Source organism: Pseudoroseomonas sp. WGS1072 (assembly GCF_049340465.1).
In the GTDB taxonomy this organism is placed as follows: domain Bacteria; phylum Pseudomonadota; class Alphaproteobacteria; order Acetobacterales; family Acetobacteraceae; genus Pseudoroseomonas.
On record NZ_JBMPSU010000001.1, the window covers coordinates 1,711,594 to 1,729,138 of the forward strand.

General features: G+C 70.7%; 18 protein-coding genes and 1 pseudogene. 13 read left to right on the top strand and 6 right to left on the bottom strand.

Going from position 1 to position 17,545, the window contains the following annotated elements; all coding sequences use genetic code 11:
• The first annotated feature begins 61 nt into the window (after nt 1-61).
• The 4 genes from ACF3NH_RS08140 to ACF3NH_RS08155 all read left to right on the top strand — a co-directional run bounded on the left by ACF3NH_RS08140 (nt 62) and on the right by ACF3NH_RS08155 (nt 4,191).
• Nucleotides 62-1,693 (top strand): P-loop ATPase, Sll1717 family, encoded by a 1,632-nt coding sequence (locus ACF3NH_RS08140; protein ID WP_422924741.1) that lies wholly within the window; start codon nt 62-64, stop codon nt 1,691-1,693.
• 99 nt (nt 1,694-1,792) lie between these two features.
• On the top strand, nt 1,793-2,359 hold the full coding sequence (locus tag ACF3NH_RS08145; RefSeq protein ID WP_422922481.1) for a transposase: 567 nt from the start codon (nt 1,793-1,795) through the stop codon (nt 2,357-2,359).
• A 72-nt stretch (nt 2,360-2,431) separates the two neighbouring features.
• The gene (locus tag ACF3NH_RS08150) at nt 2,432-3,667 is read left to right on the top strand and encodes an argininosuccinate synthase (RefSeq protein WP_422922482.1); all 1,236 of its coding nucleotides are present in this window, start codon (nt 2,432-2,434) and stop codon (nt 3,665-3,667) included.
• A gap of 128 nt (nt 3,668-3,795) precedes the next feature.
• Nucleotides 3,796-4,191 carry a hypothetical protein gene (locus ACF3NH_RS08155; protein WP_422922483.1) on the top strand — a complete coding sequence of 132 codons (396 nt, stop codon included), beginning with the start codon at nt 3,796-3,798 and terminating at the stop codon, nt 4,189-4,191.
• A 92-nt stretch (nt 4,192-4,283) separates the two neighbouring features.
• Here ACF3NH_RS08155 and htpX read toward each other — a convergent pair whose 3' ends face one another.
• Nucleotides 4,284-5,246: a zinc metalloprotease HtpX gene (htpX, locus tag ACF3NH_RS08160; protein ID WP_422922484.1), complete on the bottom strand. Its 963-nt coding sequence runs from the start codon at nt 5,244-5,246 to the stop codon at nt 4,284-4,286.
• A gap of 43 nt (nt 5,247-5,289) precedes the next feature.
• On the opposite strand from htpX, the gene ACF3NH_RS08165 reads away from it, so the two are divergent.
• On the top strand, nt 5,290-5,478 hold the full coding sequence (locus ACF3NH_RS08165; RefSeq protein ID WP_198365161.1) for a succinate dehydrogenase assembly factor 4: 189 nt from the start codon (nt 5,290-5,292) through the stop codon (nt 5,476-5,478).
• Between the two features lie 145 nt (nt 5,479-5,623).
• Here the strand turns inward: ACF3NH_RS08165 and ACF3NH_RS08170 are convergent, their stop codons facing one another.
• From ACF3NH_RS08170 to ACF3NH_RS08180, 3 genes are all read right to left on the bottom strand, one after another.
• A complete protein-coding gene (locus ACF3NH_RS08170; RefSeq protein ID WP_422922485.1) occupies nt 5,624-6,829 on the bottom strand; it encodes an MFS transporter in 1,206 nt (401 codons plus the stop codon).
• Between the two features lie 62 nt (nt 6,830-6,891).
• Nucleotides 6,892-7,290 (bottom strand): GFA family protein, encoded by a 399-nt coding sequence (locus ACF3NH_RS08175; protein WP_198365163.1) that lies wholly within the window; start codon nt 7,288-7,290, stop codon nt 6,892-6,894.
• Nucleotides 7,284-7,766 carry a nucleoside deaminase gene (locus ACF3NH_RS08180; RefSeq protein WP_422922486.1) on the bottom strand — a complete coding sequence of 161 codons (483 nt, stop codon included), beginning with the start codon at nt 7,764-7,766 and terminating at the stop codon, nt 7,284-7,286. Before ACF3NH_RS08180 ends, ACF3NH_RS08175 begins: the two co-directional genes overlap by 7 nt.
• A 107-nt stretch (nt 7,767-7,873) precedes the next feature.
• On the opposite strand from ACF3NH_RS08180, the gene ACF3NH_RS08185 reads away from it, so the two are divergent.
• Complete coding sequence (locus ACF3NH_RS08185; protein ID WP_198365165.1) at nt 7,874-8,068, top strand: YegP family protein; 195 nt, start codon at nt 7,874-7,876, stop codon at nt 8,066-8,068.
• Nucleotides 8,069-8,093: 25 nt separating this feature from the next.
• On the opposite strand, the gene ACF3NH_RS08190 is transcribed toward ACF3NH_RS08185, so the two are convergent.
• Nucleotides 8,094-8,849 carry an SDR family NAD(P)-dependent oxidoreductase gene (locus tag ACF3NH_RS08190; protein ID WP_422922487.1) on the bottom strand — a complete coding sequence of 252 codons (756 nt, stop codon included), beginning with the start codon at nt 8,847-8,849 and terminating at the stop codon, nt 8,094-8,096.
• A 65-nt stretch (nt 8,850-8,914) separates the two neighbouring features.
• On the opposite strand from ACF3NH_RS08190, the gene ACF3NH_RS08195 reads away from it, so the two are divergent.
• From ACF3NH_RS08195 to ACF3NH_RS08225, 7 genes and pseudogenes are all read left to right on the top strand, one after another.
• On the top strand, nt 8,915-9,655 hold the full coding sequence (locus ACF3NH_RS08195; RefSeq protein ID WP_198365167.1) for a gamma-glutamyl-gamma-aminobutyrate hydrolase family protein: 741 nt from the start codon (nt 8,915-8,917) through the stop codon (nt 9,653-9,655).
• Nucleotides 9,652-10,419 (top strand): annotated as a pseudogene (locus ACF3NH_RS08200) (pseudouridine synthase); the annotation flags it as partial. The gene ACF3NH_RS08195 and the pseudogene ACF3NH_RS08200, both read left to right, overlap by 4 nt.
• A 267-nt stretch (nt 10,420-10,686) precedes the next feature.
• On the top strand, nt 10,687-11,241 hold the full coding sequence (gene rsmD / locus ACF3NH_RS08205; protein WP_422922488.1) for a 16S rRNA (guanine(966)-N(2))-methyltransferase RsmD: 555 nt from the start codon (nt 10,687-10,689) through the stop codon (nt 11,239-11,241).
• 109 nt (nt 11,242-11,350) lie between these two features.
• Nucleotides 11,351-12,895: an ABC transporter substrate-binding protein gene (locus ACF3NH_RS08210; RefSeq protein WP_422922489.1), complete on the top strand. Its 1,545-nt coding sequence runs from the start codon at nt 11,351-11,353 to the stop codon at nt 12,893-12,895.
• Nucleotides 12,883-13,827 (top strand): ABC transporter permease, encoded by a 945-nt coding sequence (locus ACF3NH_RS08215; protein ID WP_422922490.1) that lies wholly within the window; start codon nt 12,883-12,885, stop codon nt 13,825-13,827. The genes ACF3NH_RS08210 and ACF3NH_RS08215 overlap by 13 nt, the downstream gene beginning before the upstream one ends.
• Nucleotides 13,824-14,606: an ABC transporter permease gene (locus ACF3NH_RS08220; RefSeq protein WP_198365172.1), complete on the top strand. Its 783-nt coding sequence runs from the start codon at nt 13,824-13,826 to the stop codon at nt 14,604-14,606. Before ACF3NH_RS08215 ends, ACF3NH_RS08220 begins: the two co-directional genes overlap by 4 nt.
• Nucleotides 14,603-16,063, top strand: coding sequence for an ABC transporter ATP-binding protein (locus tag ACF3NH_RS08225; RefSeq protein WP_422922491.1), 1,461 nt, complete (start codon nt 14,603-14,605; stop codon nt 16,061-16,063). Before ACF3NH_RS08220 ends, ACF3NH_RS08225 begins: the two co-directional genes overlap by 4 nt.
• Nucleotides 16,064-16,088: 25 nt before the next feature.
• On the opposite strand, the gene ACF3NH_RS08230 is transcribed toward ACF3NH_RS08225, so the two are convergent.
• A complete protein-coding gene (locus ACF3NH_RS08230) occupies nt 16,089-17,477 on the bottom strand; it encodes a glycosyltransferase family 4 protein (RefSeq protein ID WP_198365173.1) in 1,389 nt (462 codons plus the stop codon).
• Nucleotides 17,478-17,545 lie beyond the last annotated feature (68 nt).

The following is a 17,545-nucleotide window of genomic DNA, read 5'->3' on the forward strand; positions in this document are numbered from 1 at the left end:
CGTCAGTAAGAATCATCTTGATGGCGCTGTCTCTATCGGTATCCTCATATTAGAGGTGAACATGATTCAGCGAAGTGGGTCGAGTAATCCGGTAATTTTAAGACGCGGAAGCGGGATCGGATCAGGAAACGCTGAAACTGACGACGATTTTCTGTTTGAATGTTTTATCAGTTACCCAGCTGTCGATACTTGCCGCAGGCCAAGTTCCCCTGCGATGGTCATTGCCGGACGAACTGGGGCTGGGAAGACAGCCATCCTTCGCTATCTTGAAAATGAAGGAGAGCACACTTCAGTCGTAGACCCTTTCGAAATGTCAATGAGCTACGTTTCTAATTCTGACGCATTACGTTTTTTGCAGGCGATTGGTGCCGATCTTGATCTCCTATTTCAAGTACTTTGGAAGCATGTTCTCTGCCTTGAATTCATTCGTCTTCGATGGGGTGTGGAGAACTCAGAAAAATCTGTTGGGATCTTTAGTAGAATTATTGACAGATTTTCGCGAGACCAGCGGAAAAACAAGGCGATCGAGTATCTAAGGACGTGGCAGGGTAAATTTTGGATTACAATGGACCAAAATATTAAGGAAATGACAGAATCAGTTGAGAAAAAGCTTAGAATAGAAGTTGGCGGAGAGATTGATAAATTCAAAGCAGGAGGTCAATATGATCGAAGAATGAGTCGTGAAAAGAAAAGTGAAATTGTTGCAAGAACACGCAAGATAATTAGCGCTGATCTGCTCACAGATCTTCATTCTGTTATTGATTTATTGTCCGTGCCTGACGGGGATGGCATGAAGACCTTCTACATAATGGTCGATAAGCTAGATGAGAAGTGGGTTGATGATGGCATCCGTTTCAGACTCATCAAAGCACTCCTGGAATCTCTTAGGTCATTTCGAAAAATCCCGAACCTCAAAATACTAGTTGCTCTTAGATCGGATGTTCTGGAGCGAGTTGTTCAAGAGACGGCTGACATTACTTTCCAAAGAGAAAAGTTTGAAGATGCGATGGTGAGGTTGGTCTGGTCGAAAGGAGATATGCGTCGTCTGGTTGAAACAAGGCTAAATAACCTGCTGAAACGGCAGTACACTAGTGAATCGATAGGGTTTGATGATCTGTTTCCTAATAATATAAGTGGAAAGAATACATTTGACTGGATGCTCGAACGAACAATGATGCGTCCTCGCGATATGATTTCGTTCGTTAACGAAGCTATTGATGCCGCTGATGGACATAGCACTATCTCAGTTACTGCTTTGCGGAAAGCAGAAATGGAATTTGCACGCAAGCGGAGGGATGCTCTTATACAAGAATGGAGGAGCGCATTCCCAACGCTGGAAATGATGCTTTCTCTAGAAGTTTCTAAGAGGAGGCCGAACCTCGATGCGCTTGAGCTATTAGATAAGATCGATGATTTTAGCTTAAATATCGTTGGTTCTACACGTCAGGGTTTTGACCCTATTCATGATATCTGCTCTGCTTATCTCGATAACCAGAAAAAAAGCCCGGAAGATGTTCTTGAAGAAATCTTAGCAGCGCTTTATCGGACTGGCGCTATCGGAATCAAGCTTACGGCACAGGACCGCTTCCTCTGGGCGCAAGCAGACCAGCCATTAATCGCTCCCTCAGTTATTTCGCTAGTTTCAAAAATCCGCATACACCCTATGCTTCACGCAGCTTACAATCTCCGGTAATTGAAGAGACGGTGCATCAGTGTAGAACGTCTCTGCCTTGACAAAAGGACTAAATTCCTACTACCCTCCACCACTCCCCACCTCCGGAGCGGCCCCCCCATGCCCCGCCTCACCACCCCAACCCCCTGGACCCCGCTCTCCGACGCCGCCCGGGCCGCCCTCCGCCCCCACCTCCCGCCCCTCGCGCCCCAGGGCCGCCGCACGCCGGACCTTCGCGCCCGGCTCGATGCCATCTTCCACCTCGCCCACGCCCGCGGCGCCGCGTGGAAGGACCTCGCGCCACAGCACGGCCGCCCCGACACCGTCGCCCGCTTCTTCCGCCGCCTCACCCATGCCGGCTTCTGGCACCGCCTGCTGAAAACCCTCGCCGCCGCGTCCCCCACCCACCCGCTGCGCGCCATCGAATACAGCATCTGCCGCGCCTGCCGCCGCGCCGCGCGCCTCGGGGGCCTGCCGCTCCTCCTGCTCATCCGCCGCCTCGGCCTGCGTTCGGCGCTGAATGGCCCGCCCTGGCTGCTGCCCGATCCGCTTTTGTCCGAAACCCTGCTCGCCTGGCCGCTCGGCCCGCGCCCCACCCGCGAGATGCTGCGCGCCCTGGCCCGCCTGCTGCGCGATGCCGCCGGGCGGCGCTCCATCCCGCGCTCCGTCCGCCTCGGCTGGCCATGACCGCCTTGCCCGCGCCGCGCCGCTGCGGCAAACCCCCGGGACTTCGCTCGTTCGGAAAAAGGGACCCACGCAATGGCGGTCAAGGACGTGAAAAAGGTGGTGCTCGCCTATTCCGGCGGGCTGGACACTTCCGTCATCCTGAAGTGGCTGCAGACCACCTATCAGTGTGAGGTGGTGACCTTCACCGCCGATCTCGGCCAGGGCGAGGAACTCGGCCCGGCCCGGGACAAGGCCCTGATGCTCGGCATCAAGGAAGAGAACATCTTCATCGACGACCTGCGCGAAGAATTCACGCGGGACTTCGTCTTCCCCATGTTCCGCGCCAACGCGCTGTACGAGGGCTGCTACCTGCTGGGCACCAGCATCGCCCGCCCCCTGATCGCCAAGCGCCAGATCGAGATCGCCGAGCAGGTCGGCGCCGACGCCGTGAGCCACGGCGCCACCGGCAAGGGCAACGACCAGGTCCGCTTCGAGATCGGCTACTACTCCCTGAAGCCGGACGTGAAGGTCATCGCCCCCTGGCGCGAATGGGACCTCACCAGCCGCACCCGCCTGCTGGAATTCGCCGAGGCGAACCAGATCCCCATCGCCAAGGACAAGCGCGGCGAGGCCCCCTTCAGCGTCGACGCCAACCTCCTGCACAGCAGCTCCGAGGGCAAGATCCTGGAGGAGCCGTGGGACAAGCCCCCGGAAATCGTCTGGCAGCGCACCATCCGCCCCGAGGACGCGCCCGACGTCGCGACCGAGATCACCATCGAGTTCGAGCGCGGCGACGCGGTGGCCATCAATGGCGAGCGCCTCTCCCCCGCCACGCTGCTGACCAGGCTGAACGCCCTCGGCAAGGCCAACGGCATCGGCCGGCTGGACCTCGTGGAGAACCGCTTCGTCGGCATGAAGTCCCGCGGCTGCTACGAGACCCCCGGCGGCACCATCCTCCACGCCGCCCACCGCGCCATCGAGAGCATCACTCTGGATCGTGAGGTCGCCCACCTCAAGGACAGCCTGATGCCGAAGTACGCGGAGCTGATCTACAACGGCTTCTGGTTCGCGCCGGAGCGCCGGATGATCCAGGCGATGGTCGATGAAAGCCAGAGGAGCGTCAGCGGCACCGTCCGCCTGAAGCTGTACAAGGGCAACACCATCGTGACGGGCCGCCAGTCCCCGAACAGCCTCTACTCCATGAAGCACGTGACCTTCGAGGACGACCAGGGCGCCTACGACCAGTTCGACGCCCAGGGCTTCATCAAGCTCAACGCGCTGCGCCTGCGCCTCGGCGCCATGGCCGGCCGCAAGGGCGGCGCTCTCTGAAAGGCATCGGGGGTGCCGTTCCGGAGGCGCCCCCACGCCTCCTGAAGGGGCGAAACCGGCCGGACCACGCGGCGTTAGGCGTCCATCGGAACCCGTCAGGGTTTCTCGACACAGTGGAGGAACGCCGCATGACTTTCCGGATCACCCGCCTCACCCTGCTCGCCGCCGCGATGACGGCGGGCGCCTCCTTCGCCCAGGCCCAGAGCTACAACACCGGGGCCGGCCCGATCACGGGTTCCTCGGCCTCGACGCCGGCCGCGCAGTATCCCCAGACCGGGCAGCAAGGCATGCAGGGCCGGCCGATGCATGGCCATCGTCCCATGGGCTCGGCCGCCCCGATGGGCAGCAGCGGCGGAATGGCAGGCAGCGGTGGGGACATGAGCGGCGGCAGGTCCACCACGCCGAGCGATCCGCTGGCCGGCGTCACGCTGCCGTCGCAGCCCGGCGTCGGGAACGGTGCCTTCAATGGCGGTGGCCTGGTGCTGGAACATCTGCCTGACGGCACGACCCGCGTGGTCCGCTGACGGCCGGCGCCAGGGCGCCCGATGAAGGAAAGGCCGGGCGATCGCCCGGCCTTTCCGCGTTCAGCCCGGGGATGCACTCCGGAGGCGATGGTCTAACCCCAGGGGCCGCGGGACCGCTGCGGGCCGGGTCGGGCGCGGCTCCACGGGCCGGAGGCGGTACCCGCAGCCGGGCGCGCCGCCATCTCCGGGATGCCCGAACGGCCCCCGCCACGGCTCTGGCCCGTCATCTGCCGCAGCGCCGCCACGCGGTTCTCGGTCTTCGGATGCGTGGAGAAGAGGTTGTCCATCCGCGCGCCGGAGAGCGGGTTGACGATGAACATATGCGCCATGGCTGGATTGTTCTCGGCCGCCTGATTGACGAAGGCGAGGCGCCCCTGCTCCAGCCGCAACAGGGCATTGGCAAGCCCCGCCGGATTGCCACTGATCTCCGCGCCCACCCGGTCGGCCTCGTACTCGCGGGAGCGGCTGATCGCCATTTGCACCAGCATGGCGGCGAGAGGGGCCAGTATCATCATCAGCAGCGTGCCGATCGGTCCCAGGCCGCGACCGTCCCGGTTGCCGCCGAACAGGAAGCCGAACTGCGCGATCATGCCGATGGCGCCGGCGAGGCACGCCGTCATGGTCATGATCAGCGTGTCGCGGTTGCGGATATGCGCCAGCTCATGGGCGATGACGCCGGCCACTTCCTCGGGTGGCATGCGGTTCAGCAGCCCGGTGTTCACGGCGACCGCCGCGTTCTGCGGGTTGCGGCCGGTGGCGAAGGCGTTCGGCTGATCCTCATGGATGATATAGAGGGCCGGCATCGGGATGCCGGCGTTGCGCGCCAGCCGCTCCGTCATGCGGTAGAGCTCCGGCGCGTCCTGCGGCCCGATGGGCTGGGCATTGTTCATCCGCAGCACCATCTTGTCGCTGTTCCACCAGGCGAAAAGATTGGTGGCGCAGGCGAAGAGAAAGGCCACCATCATGCCGCTCCGCCCGCCGATGGCGCCGCCGACGACGACGAAGAGGGCGGTCATGGCCGCGAGCAGCAGGGTCGTGCGCAGGTATCCGTTCATGCCCCTCTTTTCCTCAGCACCCTTTCCACCCCAGATGGGAAGCATGACGACACTTCCACAAGAGGCCGACCGCCCGGCCGGCCCCGCCCAGACCTCCACCCCGGCGCCTGCCGCCGACCAGGCGGCCCGTCCCGTCCCCGGCCCCATGCCCAAGGAGATCGACGGCCCCGCCGGGCCGGAACCCACGCGCTATGGCGACTGGGAAAGGAAGGGCCGCGTCAGCGACTTCTGACCGGAATGGAAAGCGAACCGTCTGGGGCGGGCGTCGGCGCGGCGCACACCAGATCTGGTGGCTGAGAGCGTTACCGAACGTCAGCGATTCGTTCGCGCGACTCGGAGCATGGCCTTGATTCGAGAGGGCGCGCCCGTGTAACCGTTCAGGTTCTGTTCGGCTGTGTCGCGGGTGCGAGGCTGAGCCAGAGACTGACCGCCAGGACCCCCAGGCCCGCGGCGAGCAGCGCCGGCACCGCCCCCGCCAGCGCCATGGCCAGGCCGAAGACGCCCGGCCCCGCCGATTGCCCCAGGAAATAGCTGAAGGCATGCAGGGCGACGGCCGAACCCCGCGCCAGGGGCGCCACCTCGGTCACCCGCACCTGGATGCTGTTGTGCAGCATGAAGAAACCGAGCCCGATGAGGAAGCTGCCGCCGATTCCGGCCCAGGGCCGTTCCAGCCCCCAGGCCAGGGCGGTGGCGGTCATGCCCAGTGCCACCAGGCCCCCGGCCAGCCGCATCATCGCCGCCTGCCCGATGGCGCGCAGCAGGAAGGCCGCCAACAGCGCATAGCCGAAGCCGCCGAGGCCGAAGGCGGCGATGGCGATCCCGGCCCGCAGCGTGCCATGCCCGTCCTGTCCCAGCAGGACGGCCAGGAAGGGCATGGGGCCGAAGACCAGCATGCCCTCGATGAAGACGCCGCCATAGAGCGGGTGGGCGCGCGGATTGGCCAGGATGGCCCGGTAGCGCCGCGCCACCTCGGCGGGGGAGGGGGCCGGGCCCGGCGGAGCGGCCGCCGGCTGCCGCCGCGCGTCGCGCCAGAGCACCGCCCAGGACAGCGCCGCCGCCGCGGCGCAGACCCACATCACGCCCCGCCAGCCGACCAGCGGCGCGATCCCACCCGAGACCGCCCCGCCCGCCAGCTGGCCCAGGATGGCGCAGGCCAGCACTCGGCTGATCGCCACCTGGCGCTGGGCCATGGGCACCGAATCGCCGAACAGGGCGAGGGTGAGGGGAAAGATGCCGCCGGCCGCCAGCCCGGCGGCGATCCGCGCGGCGAACAGCCCGTCCAGCCCCGGCGCCAGCGCGCAGAGGGCCAGCGTCACCGCCAGCAATCCGATGCAGAGCAGCACCACGCGGCGCTTGCCGAAGGCATCGCCGATCGGGCCCAGCACCGGCTGCACCAGCGCATAGGGCAGGGCGAAGGCGCTGGCGAGCAGCGCCACGCGCTCATGCGGCGCGGCGAAGTCGAGGGCCAGCTCGGCCATCAGCGGATCGAGCGCCCGCCCGGCCAGGGCGCCGGAGAAGCCCGCGAAACCGAAGACCACGATCATCCGGCGCAGCGTCCGGGGATCGGCGAAGGGGTTGTCCATGCCGCCGATGCTGTGGGGCGATGCCGGCGGCGGCAACCGGGGTGCGGGAGAATCCACGCGGCTCAGCCCTCGCTGCGTCCCCCCGGATAGGCCGGCCGGCCATCGCAGAGCGGCAGCCAGGGGAGGCGCTCGGCGGCCTGGGTGTGGTCGGCCGGCGGGAGGGCTCCGGGATCGTCCAGGCTGGCGATGGTGATGTCGATCTCGTCCGGCAGGTCGTCATGCCGGTAGGTCAGGCTGGTGCCGCAGGCGGCGCAGAAGCCGCGCCAGACGCCGGGACTCGACTCGAACAGGCCGAGCCGGCCGGTGGTGCAGCGGAAGTCGCGCCGCGCCACGCTGAACCAGGCGACCACGGGCGCGCCGGCCGCGCGGCGGCAGGAGGCGCAGTGGCAGAGTGTGGCGTGGAAGGGCGTTCCGCCCGCCTCGTAGCGGATGGCGCCGCAGAGACAGCCTCCGGTCAGCATCGGTCCCTCCTCTCCCGCAGCCCCGCGAAGAAGGCGCGCAACAGGGTGCCGCATTCCGTCTCGCGCAGGCCACCCACGATCTCCGGCGCATGATGGCAGGAGCCGGCGGCCAGGACGCGCGCGCCATGCTCGACGCCGCCGCCCTTCGGGTCATAGGCGCCGAAGGCCAGCCGCCGCACGCGGAAGAAGCTCGCCGCCTGGGCGCACATCGGGCAGGGCTCCAGCGTCACCGTCAGGGTGCAGTCGGGCAGGCGCGGCTCGCCGCGCGCCGCGGCCGCCTGGCGCAGGGCCAGGATCTCGGCATGGGCGGTGGGGTCGCACAGCTCCTCCACCCGGTTGCCGGCGCGGCCCAGCACCGTGCCGTCCGGCGCGGTGACGACGGCGCCCACCGGCACCTCGCCGCGCGCGGCGGCGGCGCGCGCCTCCTCCAGCGCGAGGGCGATGGGGCTGGGGGCGGAGGGGCCGGGGCTGGGCATGCGGCGGAACCATCGGTGGGGAACGAATCCGGCAGCGGGCGGGGCCAAGCCTGCGCTATCCTCGGCGGCCACCGCATCCCCGGCCACCGTATCCAGGGAGTTCCGCCATGTACTTCACGATCAGCCAGAACGCCTCCGGCCAGTACTACTGGAACCTCAGATCCGCCAACCACCAGATCGTCGCCGGCGGCGAGACCTACCACAACAAGCGCGACTGCCTGGCCGCGATCGAGCTGGTGAAGGGCACCGGCGCGGCGACGCCGGTCAAGGATCAGACCGCGGCCGGCAGGACCGGCGGCTGAGCCGGCGCGGGTCCGGGGAAGGCCCTCAGCTCCCCGGCCCGATGAGCTGCCCGCCATCGACCACGACACTCTGCCCGGTCACCCAGCGGGCGCGGCGGGAGGCCAGGAACAGCACCACGTCGGCCACCGCCTCGGGCTCGCCCAGCCGGCCGGAGGGGATCTGGCGGCGGATCTCCTCGTAGAGCGGCGCGCCCTCCAGCCGGCGCTTCTCCCACATGCCGCCGGGGAACTCGATGGAGCCGGGCGCCACGGCGTTCACCCGGATGCCGCGCGCGGCGTACATCTTGGCCTGGCTGCCGGTGTAGTGGTCGATCGCCGCCTTCATCGCGCCATAGGGCGCGCTGCGGGCGCTGGCGCGCAGCGCCGAGATCGAGGAGACGTTGACGATCGCCCCCGCCCCGGACCGCTCCAGGAAGGGCAGCGCCGCCTGGCTGGCGCGCACGGTGGCCATCATGTCGATGTGGAAGGCGGCGGACCAGCCGGCCTCGTCATCGGTGGAACCGAAGCCGGAGGCGTTGTTCACCAGCACGTCGAGCCCGTCCAGCGCCGCCGCCGCCTCGGGGATGAAGCGGGCGATCTGCGCCGCCTCGGCGAGGTCGCAGGGCGCGGCGAAGGCGGTGACGCCGAGCGCCGCGATCTCCGCCCGCGTCGCCTCCAGCGCCCCGGCGCCGCGCGCGCAGATCGCGACCGCGGCACCCTCCTGCGCGAAGCCCAGCGCGATGGCACGGCCGATGCCGCGGCTGCCGCCCATCACCACCACGCGTTTGCCGCTCAACTGCATCGGGGCCTCCCTCGGATTCTGAAATGCATTGTTCTCACCGGGCGGCGGGGCTAGCAACCGCAGCCATGCGCACCCTCCCCCTGATCGGCCTGACCCTCGATGCGGAACAGCCTGGCGGCTATTCCAGGCTGCCCTGGTACGCCCTGCGGCAGAACTACTTCTCCGGCGTCACGGCGGCGGGCGGGCTGCCGGTCGCCCTGCCGCACGAGCTGTCGCTGGCCGGCGCCTATCTCGACGAGATCGACGGGCTGCTGGTCACCGGCGGCGCCTTCGATGTCGATCCGTCGCTCTATGGCGGCGGGCCGGCGCATCCGACGGTGGCGCTGAAGCAGGGGCGCACCGCCTTCGAGCTGGCCATGGTGCGCGGCGCGCTGGAGCGGGACATGCCGGTGCTCGGCATCTGCGGCGGCGAGCAGCTGCTGGCGGTGGCGCTGGGCGGCACGCTGATCCAGCACATCCCGGACAGCATCCCCGCGGCGCTGGCGCATGAGCAGCCCAACCCGCGCACCGAGCCCGGGCACGAGGTGGCGATCACCGGCGGCACGCTGCTGGCGCGCCTCGTGGGCGTGCCGCGCATGGCGGTGAACTCGGCGCACCACCAGGCGGTGGCGGCGCCGGGGCCGCGCGCGGCGGTCAACGCCGTGGCGCCGGACGGGGTCATCGAGGGGATCGAGAGCACCGGGCACCGCTTCGCCCTCGGCGTGCAGTGGCACCCGGAATACGCCGTGGACCCGAGGGACCAGGCGATCCTGGACGGGTTCGTCGCCGCCTGCCGCGAGGCCGCCGCCGCGCGGAGGGCCGCATGAACGGCGAGGAGACGGCGGAGGGCGGCCCGGCCACGGAGGAGCGCGGCGAGCGCATCGCCAAGTGGCTGGCCCGCGCCGGGGTGGCCAGCCGGCGCGACGCCGAGCGGCTGATCGCCGAGGGCGCGGTCTCGCTGAACGGCCGCGCGGTGGAAAGCCCGGCGACCTTCGTCGGCCCGGAGGACCGGGTGACGGTGGGCGGCAAGCCGGTCGGCGCGCCGGAGCGCACGCGGCTGTTCCGCTACCACAAGCCGCCCGGGCTGGTGACGACGCACAAGGACCCCGAGGGGCGGCGCACGGTCTTCGAGGAGCTGCCGACGGCGCTGCCGCGCCTGGTCTCGGTCGGCCGGCTCGACCTCAATTCCGAGGGGCTGCTGCTGCTGACCAATGACGGCGCGCTGAGTCGCAAGCTGGAACTGCCCGGCAATGCCTGGATCCGCCGCTACCGCGCCCGCGTGCACGGCCGTGTCGATGAGCGGGCGCTGGCGGCGCTGGCCCATGGCGTCACGGTGGAGGGCGTGGCCTACGGCCCGATCGAGGCGGGGCTGGATTCGCGCCAGGGCACCAATGCCTGGCTGACCGTCTCGCTGGCCGAGGGCAAGAATCGCGAGGTGCGGCGCGTGCTGCAGCATCTCGGCCTCACCGTCACGCGGCTGATCCGCACCGCCTACGGCCCCTTCACCCTGGGGCCGCTGCCGCGCGGCGCGGTGGAGGAGATCAACGCCAAGGTGCTGCGCGAGCAGCTCGGCCTCGACGCGCCGCCCCGGCTGCAGCGCGGCGTCGAGCGCGCCGCCCAGGCCCGCGCCGCCGCCGAGACCGCCGCGGCCCGCGCCCTGGCGCAGGGAGGGGAGGGGGCGCCGAAGCCCGAGGCGGTGCAGCGCAGCCGCCCGGCGAAGCCGCCCCGCGCGCGCAACGCCACCGAGCCGCTGCGCCGCGCCTGGGGCGCCGTGGCCCAGGGGCCGGATGCCGACCAGCCGGAAGGCCCCGGCGGCGCCCGGCGGCGCGGGCCGCGCAAGCCGGGCTGAGGACAGCGGGTGCGGATCATCGCCGGCCGGCATCGGGGCCGCCGCCTGGAGGCGCCGCCCGGCGCCGCCACCCGCCCTACGGCCGACCGGGTGCGGCAGGCGCTGTTCGACATGCTCTGGCACGCGCCCTGGGCCGGGCGCGGCGCCATCGAGGGGGCCGTCGTGCTGGATGCCTTCGCCGGCACCGGGGCGCTGGGGCTGGAGGCGCTCTCGCGCGGCGCGGCGGCGGCGCATTTCATCGAGCGGGACCGCGTGGCGCTGGGTGTGCTGCGGGCGAACATCACCGCCTGCCGCGAGGCGGAGCGCGCCCGCATCCTGCCCGGCGACGCCACCCGCCCGCCGCGCGCGCCCTGCGCCTGCGGCCTGGTCTTCCTCGATCCGCCCTATGGCCAGGCGCTGGTGCCGCGCGCCCTGGCGGCGCTGGGCGCGGCCGGCTGGATCGCGCCCGGGGCGCTGGTCGTCGCCGAGACCGGGCGGGAGGAGGCGCCGGAGCCGCCCGGCTTCACGGTGCTGGCGGAGCGGGAGCACGGCGCGGCGCGGCTGCTGTGCCTGCGGGCGGCGTAGCCGCGACGGCCGGGCACGGAGCAGGCGGGTGATGGACGCCCTGGCCGGGATCCCTCGTCGGCACGAGCCCACTTGAACCGTTATAACGTTTCATGCACAAGGCTGCGCCATGACAGCCGCTCCGCTTTCCCGCCGCTCCCTCGGCCTGCTCACCGCAGCGGGCCTGCCGCTGCTGGCGCGCCCGCTCCGCGCCCAGCCCGCCGCCGATCTCTTCCGGGTCGTCACCTCGAACGAGATCAACGGGCTGGAGCCGGCACGCTCCGGCTATGTCTTCCAGCGCATGCAGGTGGTGGAGACGCTGGTCGGCGCCGACGACGGCGGCCTGCCGGTGCCGGGCCTGGCGCGGGGCTGGGATCTGTCGCAGGACCGGCTCACCTGGCGCTTCCGGCTGCGGCCGGGCGCCCGCTTCCATGACGGCACGCCGGTGGACGCCGCCGCGGTGGCCGCCGCCCTGCGCCGCGCCCGGGAGCAGGGCGGGCTGCTGGGCAATCTGCCGATCGCGGCGATCGAGCCGGGCGAGCCGGGCGAGGTGGTCCTTCGCACCACCCGGCCCTTCTCCCCGCTGCTCGCCTTCCTGGCGCATTACAGCGCCGGCATCCTGGCCCCCGCCGCCTTCGAGGGCGGCGCGGTGCGCGCCGTGATCGGCAGCGGCCCCTACCAGGTGACGCGCCTGCTGCTGCCGCAACGCCTGGAGGCCGGGCGCTCGGCGCACTGGGACGGAGCGGCGCCGGCCATCGCGCGGGTCTCCTACCTGGCGGCGGCTCGGGGCGAGACCAGGGCGGCCATGGCCGAGGGCGGGCAGGCCGAGCTGGTGGCGCAGCTCGCCCCCGAGACGGTGGAGCGGCTGCGCCGCAACCCGCGGCTCGCCATCGACACCCGCGCCATTCCGCGCACCCGGCTGATCAAGCTCAACTGCGGCCTGCCGCTGTTTCGCGACGTCCGCGCCCGCCGCGCCCTCTCCCTGGCGCTGGACCGCCAGGGGATGGCGGCGGCGCTGCTGCGCTCGCCCGCCTCGATGGCGACCCAGCTCTTTCCCCCGGCCCTGGCGGAGTGGCATGTGCCCGGCCTGCCGCCGCTGCGGCGGGACCTGCCGGAGGCGCGGCGGCTGCTGGCGGAGCTGGGCTGGCAGCCCGGCGCCGAGGGGCTGCTGGTGCGGGAGGGGAAGCCCTTCTCCTTCACGCTCCGCACCTTCTCGGACCGGCCGGAGCTGCCGGGGCTCGCCACCGCCATGCAGGCGCAGCTGCGGGAGATCGGCGTCGAGATGAAGGTCGCCATCGTCAACAGCGGCGAGATCCCGGCCGGGCACCGGGACGGCACGCTGGAGGCGGCGCTGATGGCGCGCAACTTCTCCCTGGTGCCGGACCCGCTGGGCACCATGCTGCAGGATTACGGGCCGCGGGGCGGCGACTGGGGCGCCATGGGCTGGTCCAGCGAGGCGCTGAACGGCGTGCTGGAGCGGCTCGGCGAGACGGCCGACCCGGCCGAGCGCACCGCGCTGCGCGGCCGCGCCTCGGCCATCCTGCAGGAGGAGATGCCGGTCATCCCGGTCAGCTGGTTCGACCTGGCCACCGCCGTCTCGCGGCAGGTGCGCGGCCTCTCGATCGACCCCCTGGAGCTGTCCTACCGCGTGGCGGGCGCGACATGGGCGCGCTGATCCGGCTGCTCGCCGGGCGCGCCGCCCAGGCCGTGCTGGTGGCGCTGCTGGTCGGCACCGCCTGCTTCCTGATGGTGCGGCTGCTGCCGGGCGACATGGCCTACCGCATCGCCGCCAGCCGCTACGGCTACGACCTGGTGAACAGCGCCGCGGCCGAGGCGGTGCGGCGGGAGCTGGGGCTGGAGCGGCCCTGGATCGCGCAGCTCGGCGCCTGGTTCACCGATCTGGCGCGCCTCGACCTCGGGACCTCGCTGGCCTCGGGCGAGGCGGTGACGGACGCGCTCGCCGTCCAGCTTGGCCATACCCTGCTGCTCTCGGTCGCGGCGCTGCTGCTCTCGCTGCTGATCGGGCCGCCGCTCGGCGCGCTGGCCGGGCTGCGTGCCGGCGGCGGGTGGGATGGCGCGCTGCTGGCCGCCTCGGCGGCGCTGCGCGCCCTGCCGGCCTTTGTCATCGGCATCGGGCTGATGCTCTGGCTGGGCGTGTCCTGGGATTGGCTGCCGGTGGCGGGCGTGGGCGGCTGGCGCGAGGTGGTGCTGCCGGCCCTGACCCTGGCGCTCGGCCTGGCCGCCGCCTCGTCCCGTGTGACGCGGGACGCGGTGGCGGGGGTGGTGGCCTCGCCCTTCTTCGGCTTCGCGCGGATGAAGGGCCTGTCCGACGCCGCCGCCTTCCGCCGGCACGGCGCGCGCAACGCCGCCATTCCGGTGGTGGCCTATCTCGGATTGCAGCTGGTGGTGCTGATCGAAGGGGTGGTGGTGGTGGAGTCTCTCTTTGCCTGGCCCGGCATCGGCCATGCGCTGGTGCATGCCGTGCTGGGGCGCGACATCCCGATGGTGCAGGGCACGGCGCTGGCCATGGGGCTGCTCTTCGTGACGCTGAACGCGCTGACCGACCTCGCCTGCTGGGCGCTGGACCCGCGGCGGCGCCACGCATGAGGCTCTCCCGCAAGAGGCTGGCGGGCGGGCTGATGCTCGCGGCCGTCGCCGCCTTCGCCCTGCTCGGCCCGCTGCACGGCGCCGATCCGCTGCGCCAGAACCTCTCCGACGCGCTGCTGCCGCCCGGGGGCGCCCATCCCCTCGGCACCGATCATCTGGGGCGGGATCTGCTGGCGCGGCTGGCCGCCGGGGCGCGGCTCTCCTTCGGCTTCGCGCTGCTGGCGGCGCTGGCCGCCGCCGTGCCGGGCACGCTGCTCGGCCTGCTGGCGGCGCTCAGCGGCGGCTGGACGGAGCGGCTGCTCCTGGGCCTCGCCGACGCCGTGCAGGCCTTGCCGGCGCTGCTGCTGGTGGTGCTGGTCACGGCCTTCGCCCCCGGCGCGTTCCTGCCGCTCTATCTCGGCCTCGCGCTCGCCCTCTGGGTGGAGTTCTTCCGCATCAGCCGCAACACGGCGGCGGGCGTGCTGGCGCGGCCGCAGGTGGAGGCGGCGCGGCTGCTCGGCTTCGGCCGCTGGCACATCCTGCGCCGGCATCTCTGGCCCGAGGTGGCGCCGCTGGCCGCCACGCTCTTCGCCTTCGCCGCCGGCACCGCCGTCACCACCATCGCCGCGCTGGCCTTCATCGGCGTCGCCGCCCGGCCGCCGGTGCCGGAATGGGGCAGCATGATGACCGAGCTGCTGCCCTACCATGCCGAGGCGCCGCTCGCCCTGCTGCTGCCGGGGATGCTGATCTTCCTGACGGTGCTCGGCCTGCACCTGCTGGCCGGGCGCGAACGGGCATGACCGCGCCGATGGGACTGATCGTCGAGGATCTCCGGGTCACCGGCCCCGAGGGGGTGCTGGTGCGCGGGGCCGGCTTCACGCTGCGCCCGGGTGAGCCGCTGGTGCTGCTGGGCGAGACCGGCTCGGGCAAGTCGCTGCTGGCCCAGGCGGTGATGGGCGCGCTGCCGCCCGGCCTCCGCGCGGAGGGGCGGATCGTGCTGGCGGGGCGGGACCTCCTGCCGCTGCCGCCGCGCGAGCGCCGGGCGCTCTGGGGGCGGTGCATCGCCATGCTGCCGCAGGAGCCCTGGGCGGCGCTCGATCCCGCCATGCGCGCCGCGCCGCAGGTCGAGGAGGTGGACCGGCTGGTGCATGGCCGCCCCGCCGCCGAGGCCCGGCGACGGACCGCCGCGCGCTTCCGCCATCTCGGGCTGGAGGGGGCCGGCGGGCGCTACCCCTTCCAGCTCTCGGGCGGCATGAACCAGCGCGTGGCGCTGGCGGCGACCGAGGCGGCCGGGGCCGATCTGCTGATCGCCGACGAGCCGACCAAGGGGCTGGACGCCGACCTGCGCGACACCGCCGGGCGCCTGCTGCGGGCCGAGGCGGAGGCCGGGCGGATGCTGCTGGTCATCACGCATGACGTGGCGCTGGCCCGCCTGCTGGGGGGGCGGGCGATGGTGATGCTGGCGGGCGAGGTCATCGAGGAGGGCCCCCTGCCGGACCTGCTGGAGGCGCCGCGCCACGACTACACCCGGCGGCTGGTCGGCGCCGAGCCGTCGCGCTGGGCGCCCTGGCCGCGCCGCGCCGCGGGGCGGATGGTGGTGGAGGCGCGCGGCCTCGGCAAGCGGCTGGGCGGCCGGGAGCTGTTCGGCGGGCTGGACCTGACGGTGGGCGAGGGCGAGGTGGTGGCCATCGCCGGGCGCAGCGGCTGCGGCAAGACCACGCTGGGCAACCTGCTGCTCGGCCTGGCGCGGCCCGATGCCGGGATGGTGCGGCGGGGCGGCCAGGTGGGGCCGCTCGGTCTGCAGAAGCTCTACCAGGACCCGCTGGCGGCCTTCGCGCCAAGCCAGCCGCTGGGCCAGGGCCTGGCGGAGCTGTGCCGCCGGCATGGGCTGGCGGCGGGCGGGGTGGCGGCGCTGCTGCCCCGGCTGCGGCTGGCGCCCGCGCTGCTGGCGCGGCGCCCTTCGGAGGTCTCGGGCGGCGAGTTGCAGCGCTTCGGCCTGTTGCGGGCGCTGCTGCTGGAGCCCGCCCTGCTCTTCGCCGACGAGGCCACCTCGCGCCTCGACCCGCTGATGCAGCAGGAGGTGATGGCGCTGCTCGGCGAGGCCGCGGCCGAGCGCGGCACCGCCCTGCTGGTGGTGACGCATGAGGCGGCCCTGGCGGAGAAGGTGGCGGGGCGGGTGGTGCGCCTGGGGGCCGGAGGGGAGGCGGGAGCGGAGGGGGCGCGGCCCGCTCCGGAGCTCGCCGGCCAGGGAATCTAGATCCGCGGGAAGCGGCCGGCGCGGCTCACTCCGCCGCCACGGCCTCCGCCTCGGCCTCCGGTGCCCGGACCGGCGGCGCGGGAGGCCGGTCGAGCTTCACCCCCATCCGCGCATAGACCTCGGCCAGGCGCCGCTCATAGGCCTCGTTGCTGAACACCGCCGCGCGCCTCGGCCCGGCCTGCTCCAGCCAGCCGCGCAGGTCGGCGTCGCGGTCCAGCGCGCGGATCGCCTCGACCATGGCCCGCACGTCATAGGGATCGACGGTGATCGCCGCCTCGCCCACCACTTCGGGGAGCGAGGAGGTGTTGGAGGTCATCACCGGCGTGCCGAGCTTCATCGCCTCCAGCGCCGGCAGGCCGAAGCCCTCGTAGAGCGAGGGGAACAGCGCCGCCTTGGCGCCGCGCACCAGCGAGACCAGCAGGCGGAAGGGCGCGTAGTCGAGCAGCACGATCTTGCGCTTCGTGCGCAGGATGCTGCCCTCCTGCACCTGGTAGCGGATGTGGTCGTCGAACAGGAGGCGCAGCTCCTCCTCGCTCTTCCAGGCCTGCTTGCCGACGATGACCAGCGGCAGGTCGGTGTCGGCGGCGAGGAAGGCCTCGATCATCCGGCCCACATTCTTCTTCGGCTCGATGGCGCCGAAGAACAGGAAGTAGTTCTTCCACTCCAGCCCGAAGCTGCCGCGGATCTCGTCCTGCGCCTCGGACAGCGGCTTCTCGGCGAACTTGCGGGGGATCTCGACCGACTGGTAGGTGTTGGTCACCTTCTCCGGCCTGGCGCCCAGCAGGGTGATGATGTCGCGCCGGCTGGCCTCGCTGACGGTGATGATATGGTCGGCCTTCTTCACCAGCAGGCGGTTCAGCCGGAAGTAGCGGCGCTTGTTGTCCAGCGTGGTGAAGGGCAGGCGCAGCGGCACCAGGTCGTGCAGGGTGTAGATGTTGCGGGCGCCCGGGATCCGCATCGGGATCGGGTAGGTCCAGTGCATCACCTGCGGGCTGCGCGGCATCCAGACCTTGAGCCGGCGCTTGTACCACTTGTAGTAGTTGGCGGCCATGGTGAAGCCGTTCTCGACATTCCACAGCCGGTCGAAATGCGGCATCCGCGCCTCGAAGGTGTTGGATACCACCCGGCCGGTGATCGGCACGCGGGTGGCCACCTCGCCGAAGGGGCCCATCAGGGTGCGGCGGGTGGCGCGGACCCAGCGCAGCCAGCGCTCGGTGTCGCCGACCCGGTCATCGAAGAAGGCGATCTCGCGGATCAGCTCGTTGCGGCTCGGGCTGGCGCGGGTGCCATAGAGCACGTCCACCTCGGCGCCCAGCGCGCCCAGGCGGAAGCTGAGGTTTCGCGCATAGGTCGCGACACCCGTGCCCTTATCGAGGGCGAGGTTGTATCCATCGATGGCGATGCGAGCGGTCATAGCAAAACCCTAACGGTTTATTGCTCATAGGCGAAGAGTTATGCTGCATCGCAAGCGCGTTTTCATGA

Bases quoted from the DNA above. Each gene is read 5' to 3' on its own strand.
- ACF3NH_RS08175 (WP_198365163.1), bottom strand. From the start codon at position 7,290: ATGCTGACCGGAGGCTGTCTCTGCGGCGCCATCCGCTACGAGGCGGGC.
- ACF3NH_RS08145 (WP_422922481.1), top strand. From the start codon at position 1,793: ATGCCCCGCCTCACCACCCCAACCCCCTGGACCCCGCTCTCCGACGCC.
- ACF3NH_RS08185 (WP_198365165.1), top strand. From the start codon at position 7,874: ATGTACTTCACGATCAGCCAGAACGCCTCCGGCCAGTACTACTGGAAC.
- ACF3NH_RS08190 (WP_422922487.1), bottom strand. From the start codon at position 8,849: ATGCAGTTGAGCGGCAAACGCGTGGTGGTGATGGGCGGCAGCCGCGGC.
- ACF3NH_RS08170 (WP_422922485.1), bottom strand. From the start codon at position 6,829: ATGGACAACCCCTTCGCCGATCCCCGGACGCTGCGCCGGATGATCGTG.
- ACF3NH_RS08140 (WP_422924741.1), top strand. From the start codon at position 62: ATGATTCAGCGAAGTGGGTCGAGTAATCCGGTAATTTTAAGACGCGGA.
- ACF3NH_RS08165 (WP_198365161.1), top strand. From the start codon at position 5,290: ATGACGACACTTCCACAAGAGGCCGACCGCCCGGCCGGCCCCGCCCAG.
- ACF3NH_RS08155 (WP_422922483.1), top strand. From the start codon at position 3,796: ATGACTTTCCGGATCACCCGCCTCACCCTGCTCGCCGCCGCGATGACG.
- ACF3NH_RS08230 (WP_198365173.1), bottom strand. From the start codon at position 17,477: ATGACCGCTCGCATCGCCATCGATGGATACAACCTCGCCCTCGATAAG.
- ACF3NH_RS08210 (WP_422922489.1), top strand. From the start codon at position 11,351: ATGACAGCCGCTCCGCTTTCCCGCCGCTCCCTCGGCCTGCTCACCGCA.
- ACF3NH_RS08215 (WP_422922490.1), top strand. From the start codon at position 12,883: ATGGGCGCGCTGATCCGGCTGCTCGCCGGGCGCGCCGCCCAGGCCGTG.
- ACF3NH_RS08180 (WP_422922486.1), bottom strand. From the start codon at position 7,766: ATGCCCAGCCCCGGCCCCTCCGCCCCCAGCCCCATCGCCCTCGCGCTG.
- ACF3NH_RS08225 (WP_422922491.1), top strand. From the start codon at position 14,603: ATGACCGCGCCGATGGGACTGATCGTCGAGGATCTCCGGGTCACCGGC.
- ACF3NH_RS08150 (WP_422922482.1), top strand. From the start codon at position 2,432: ATGGCGGTCAAGGACGTGAAAAAGGTGGTGCTCGCCTATTCCGGCGGG.
- ACF3NH_RS08220 (WP_198365172.1), top strand. From the start codon at position 13,824: ATGAGGCTCTCCCGCAAGAGGCTGGCGGGCGGGCTGATGCTCGCGGCC.
- ACF3NH_RS08195 (WP_198365167.1), top strand. From the start codon at position 8,915: ATGCGCACCCTCCCCCTGATCGGCCTGACCCTCGATGCGGAACAGCCT.
- htpX (WP_422922484.1), bottom strand. From the start codon at position 5,246: ATGAACGGATACCTGCGCACGACCCTGCTGCTCGCGGCCATGACCGCC.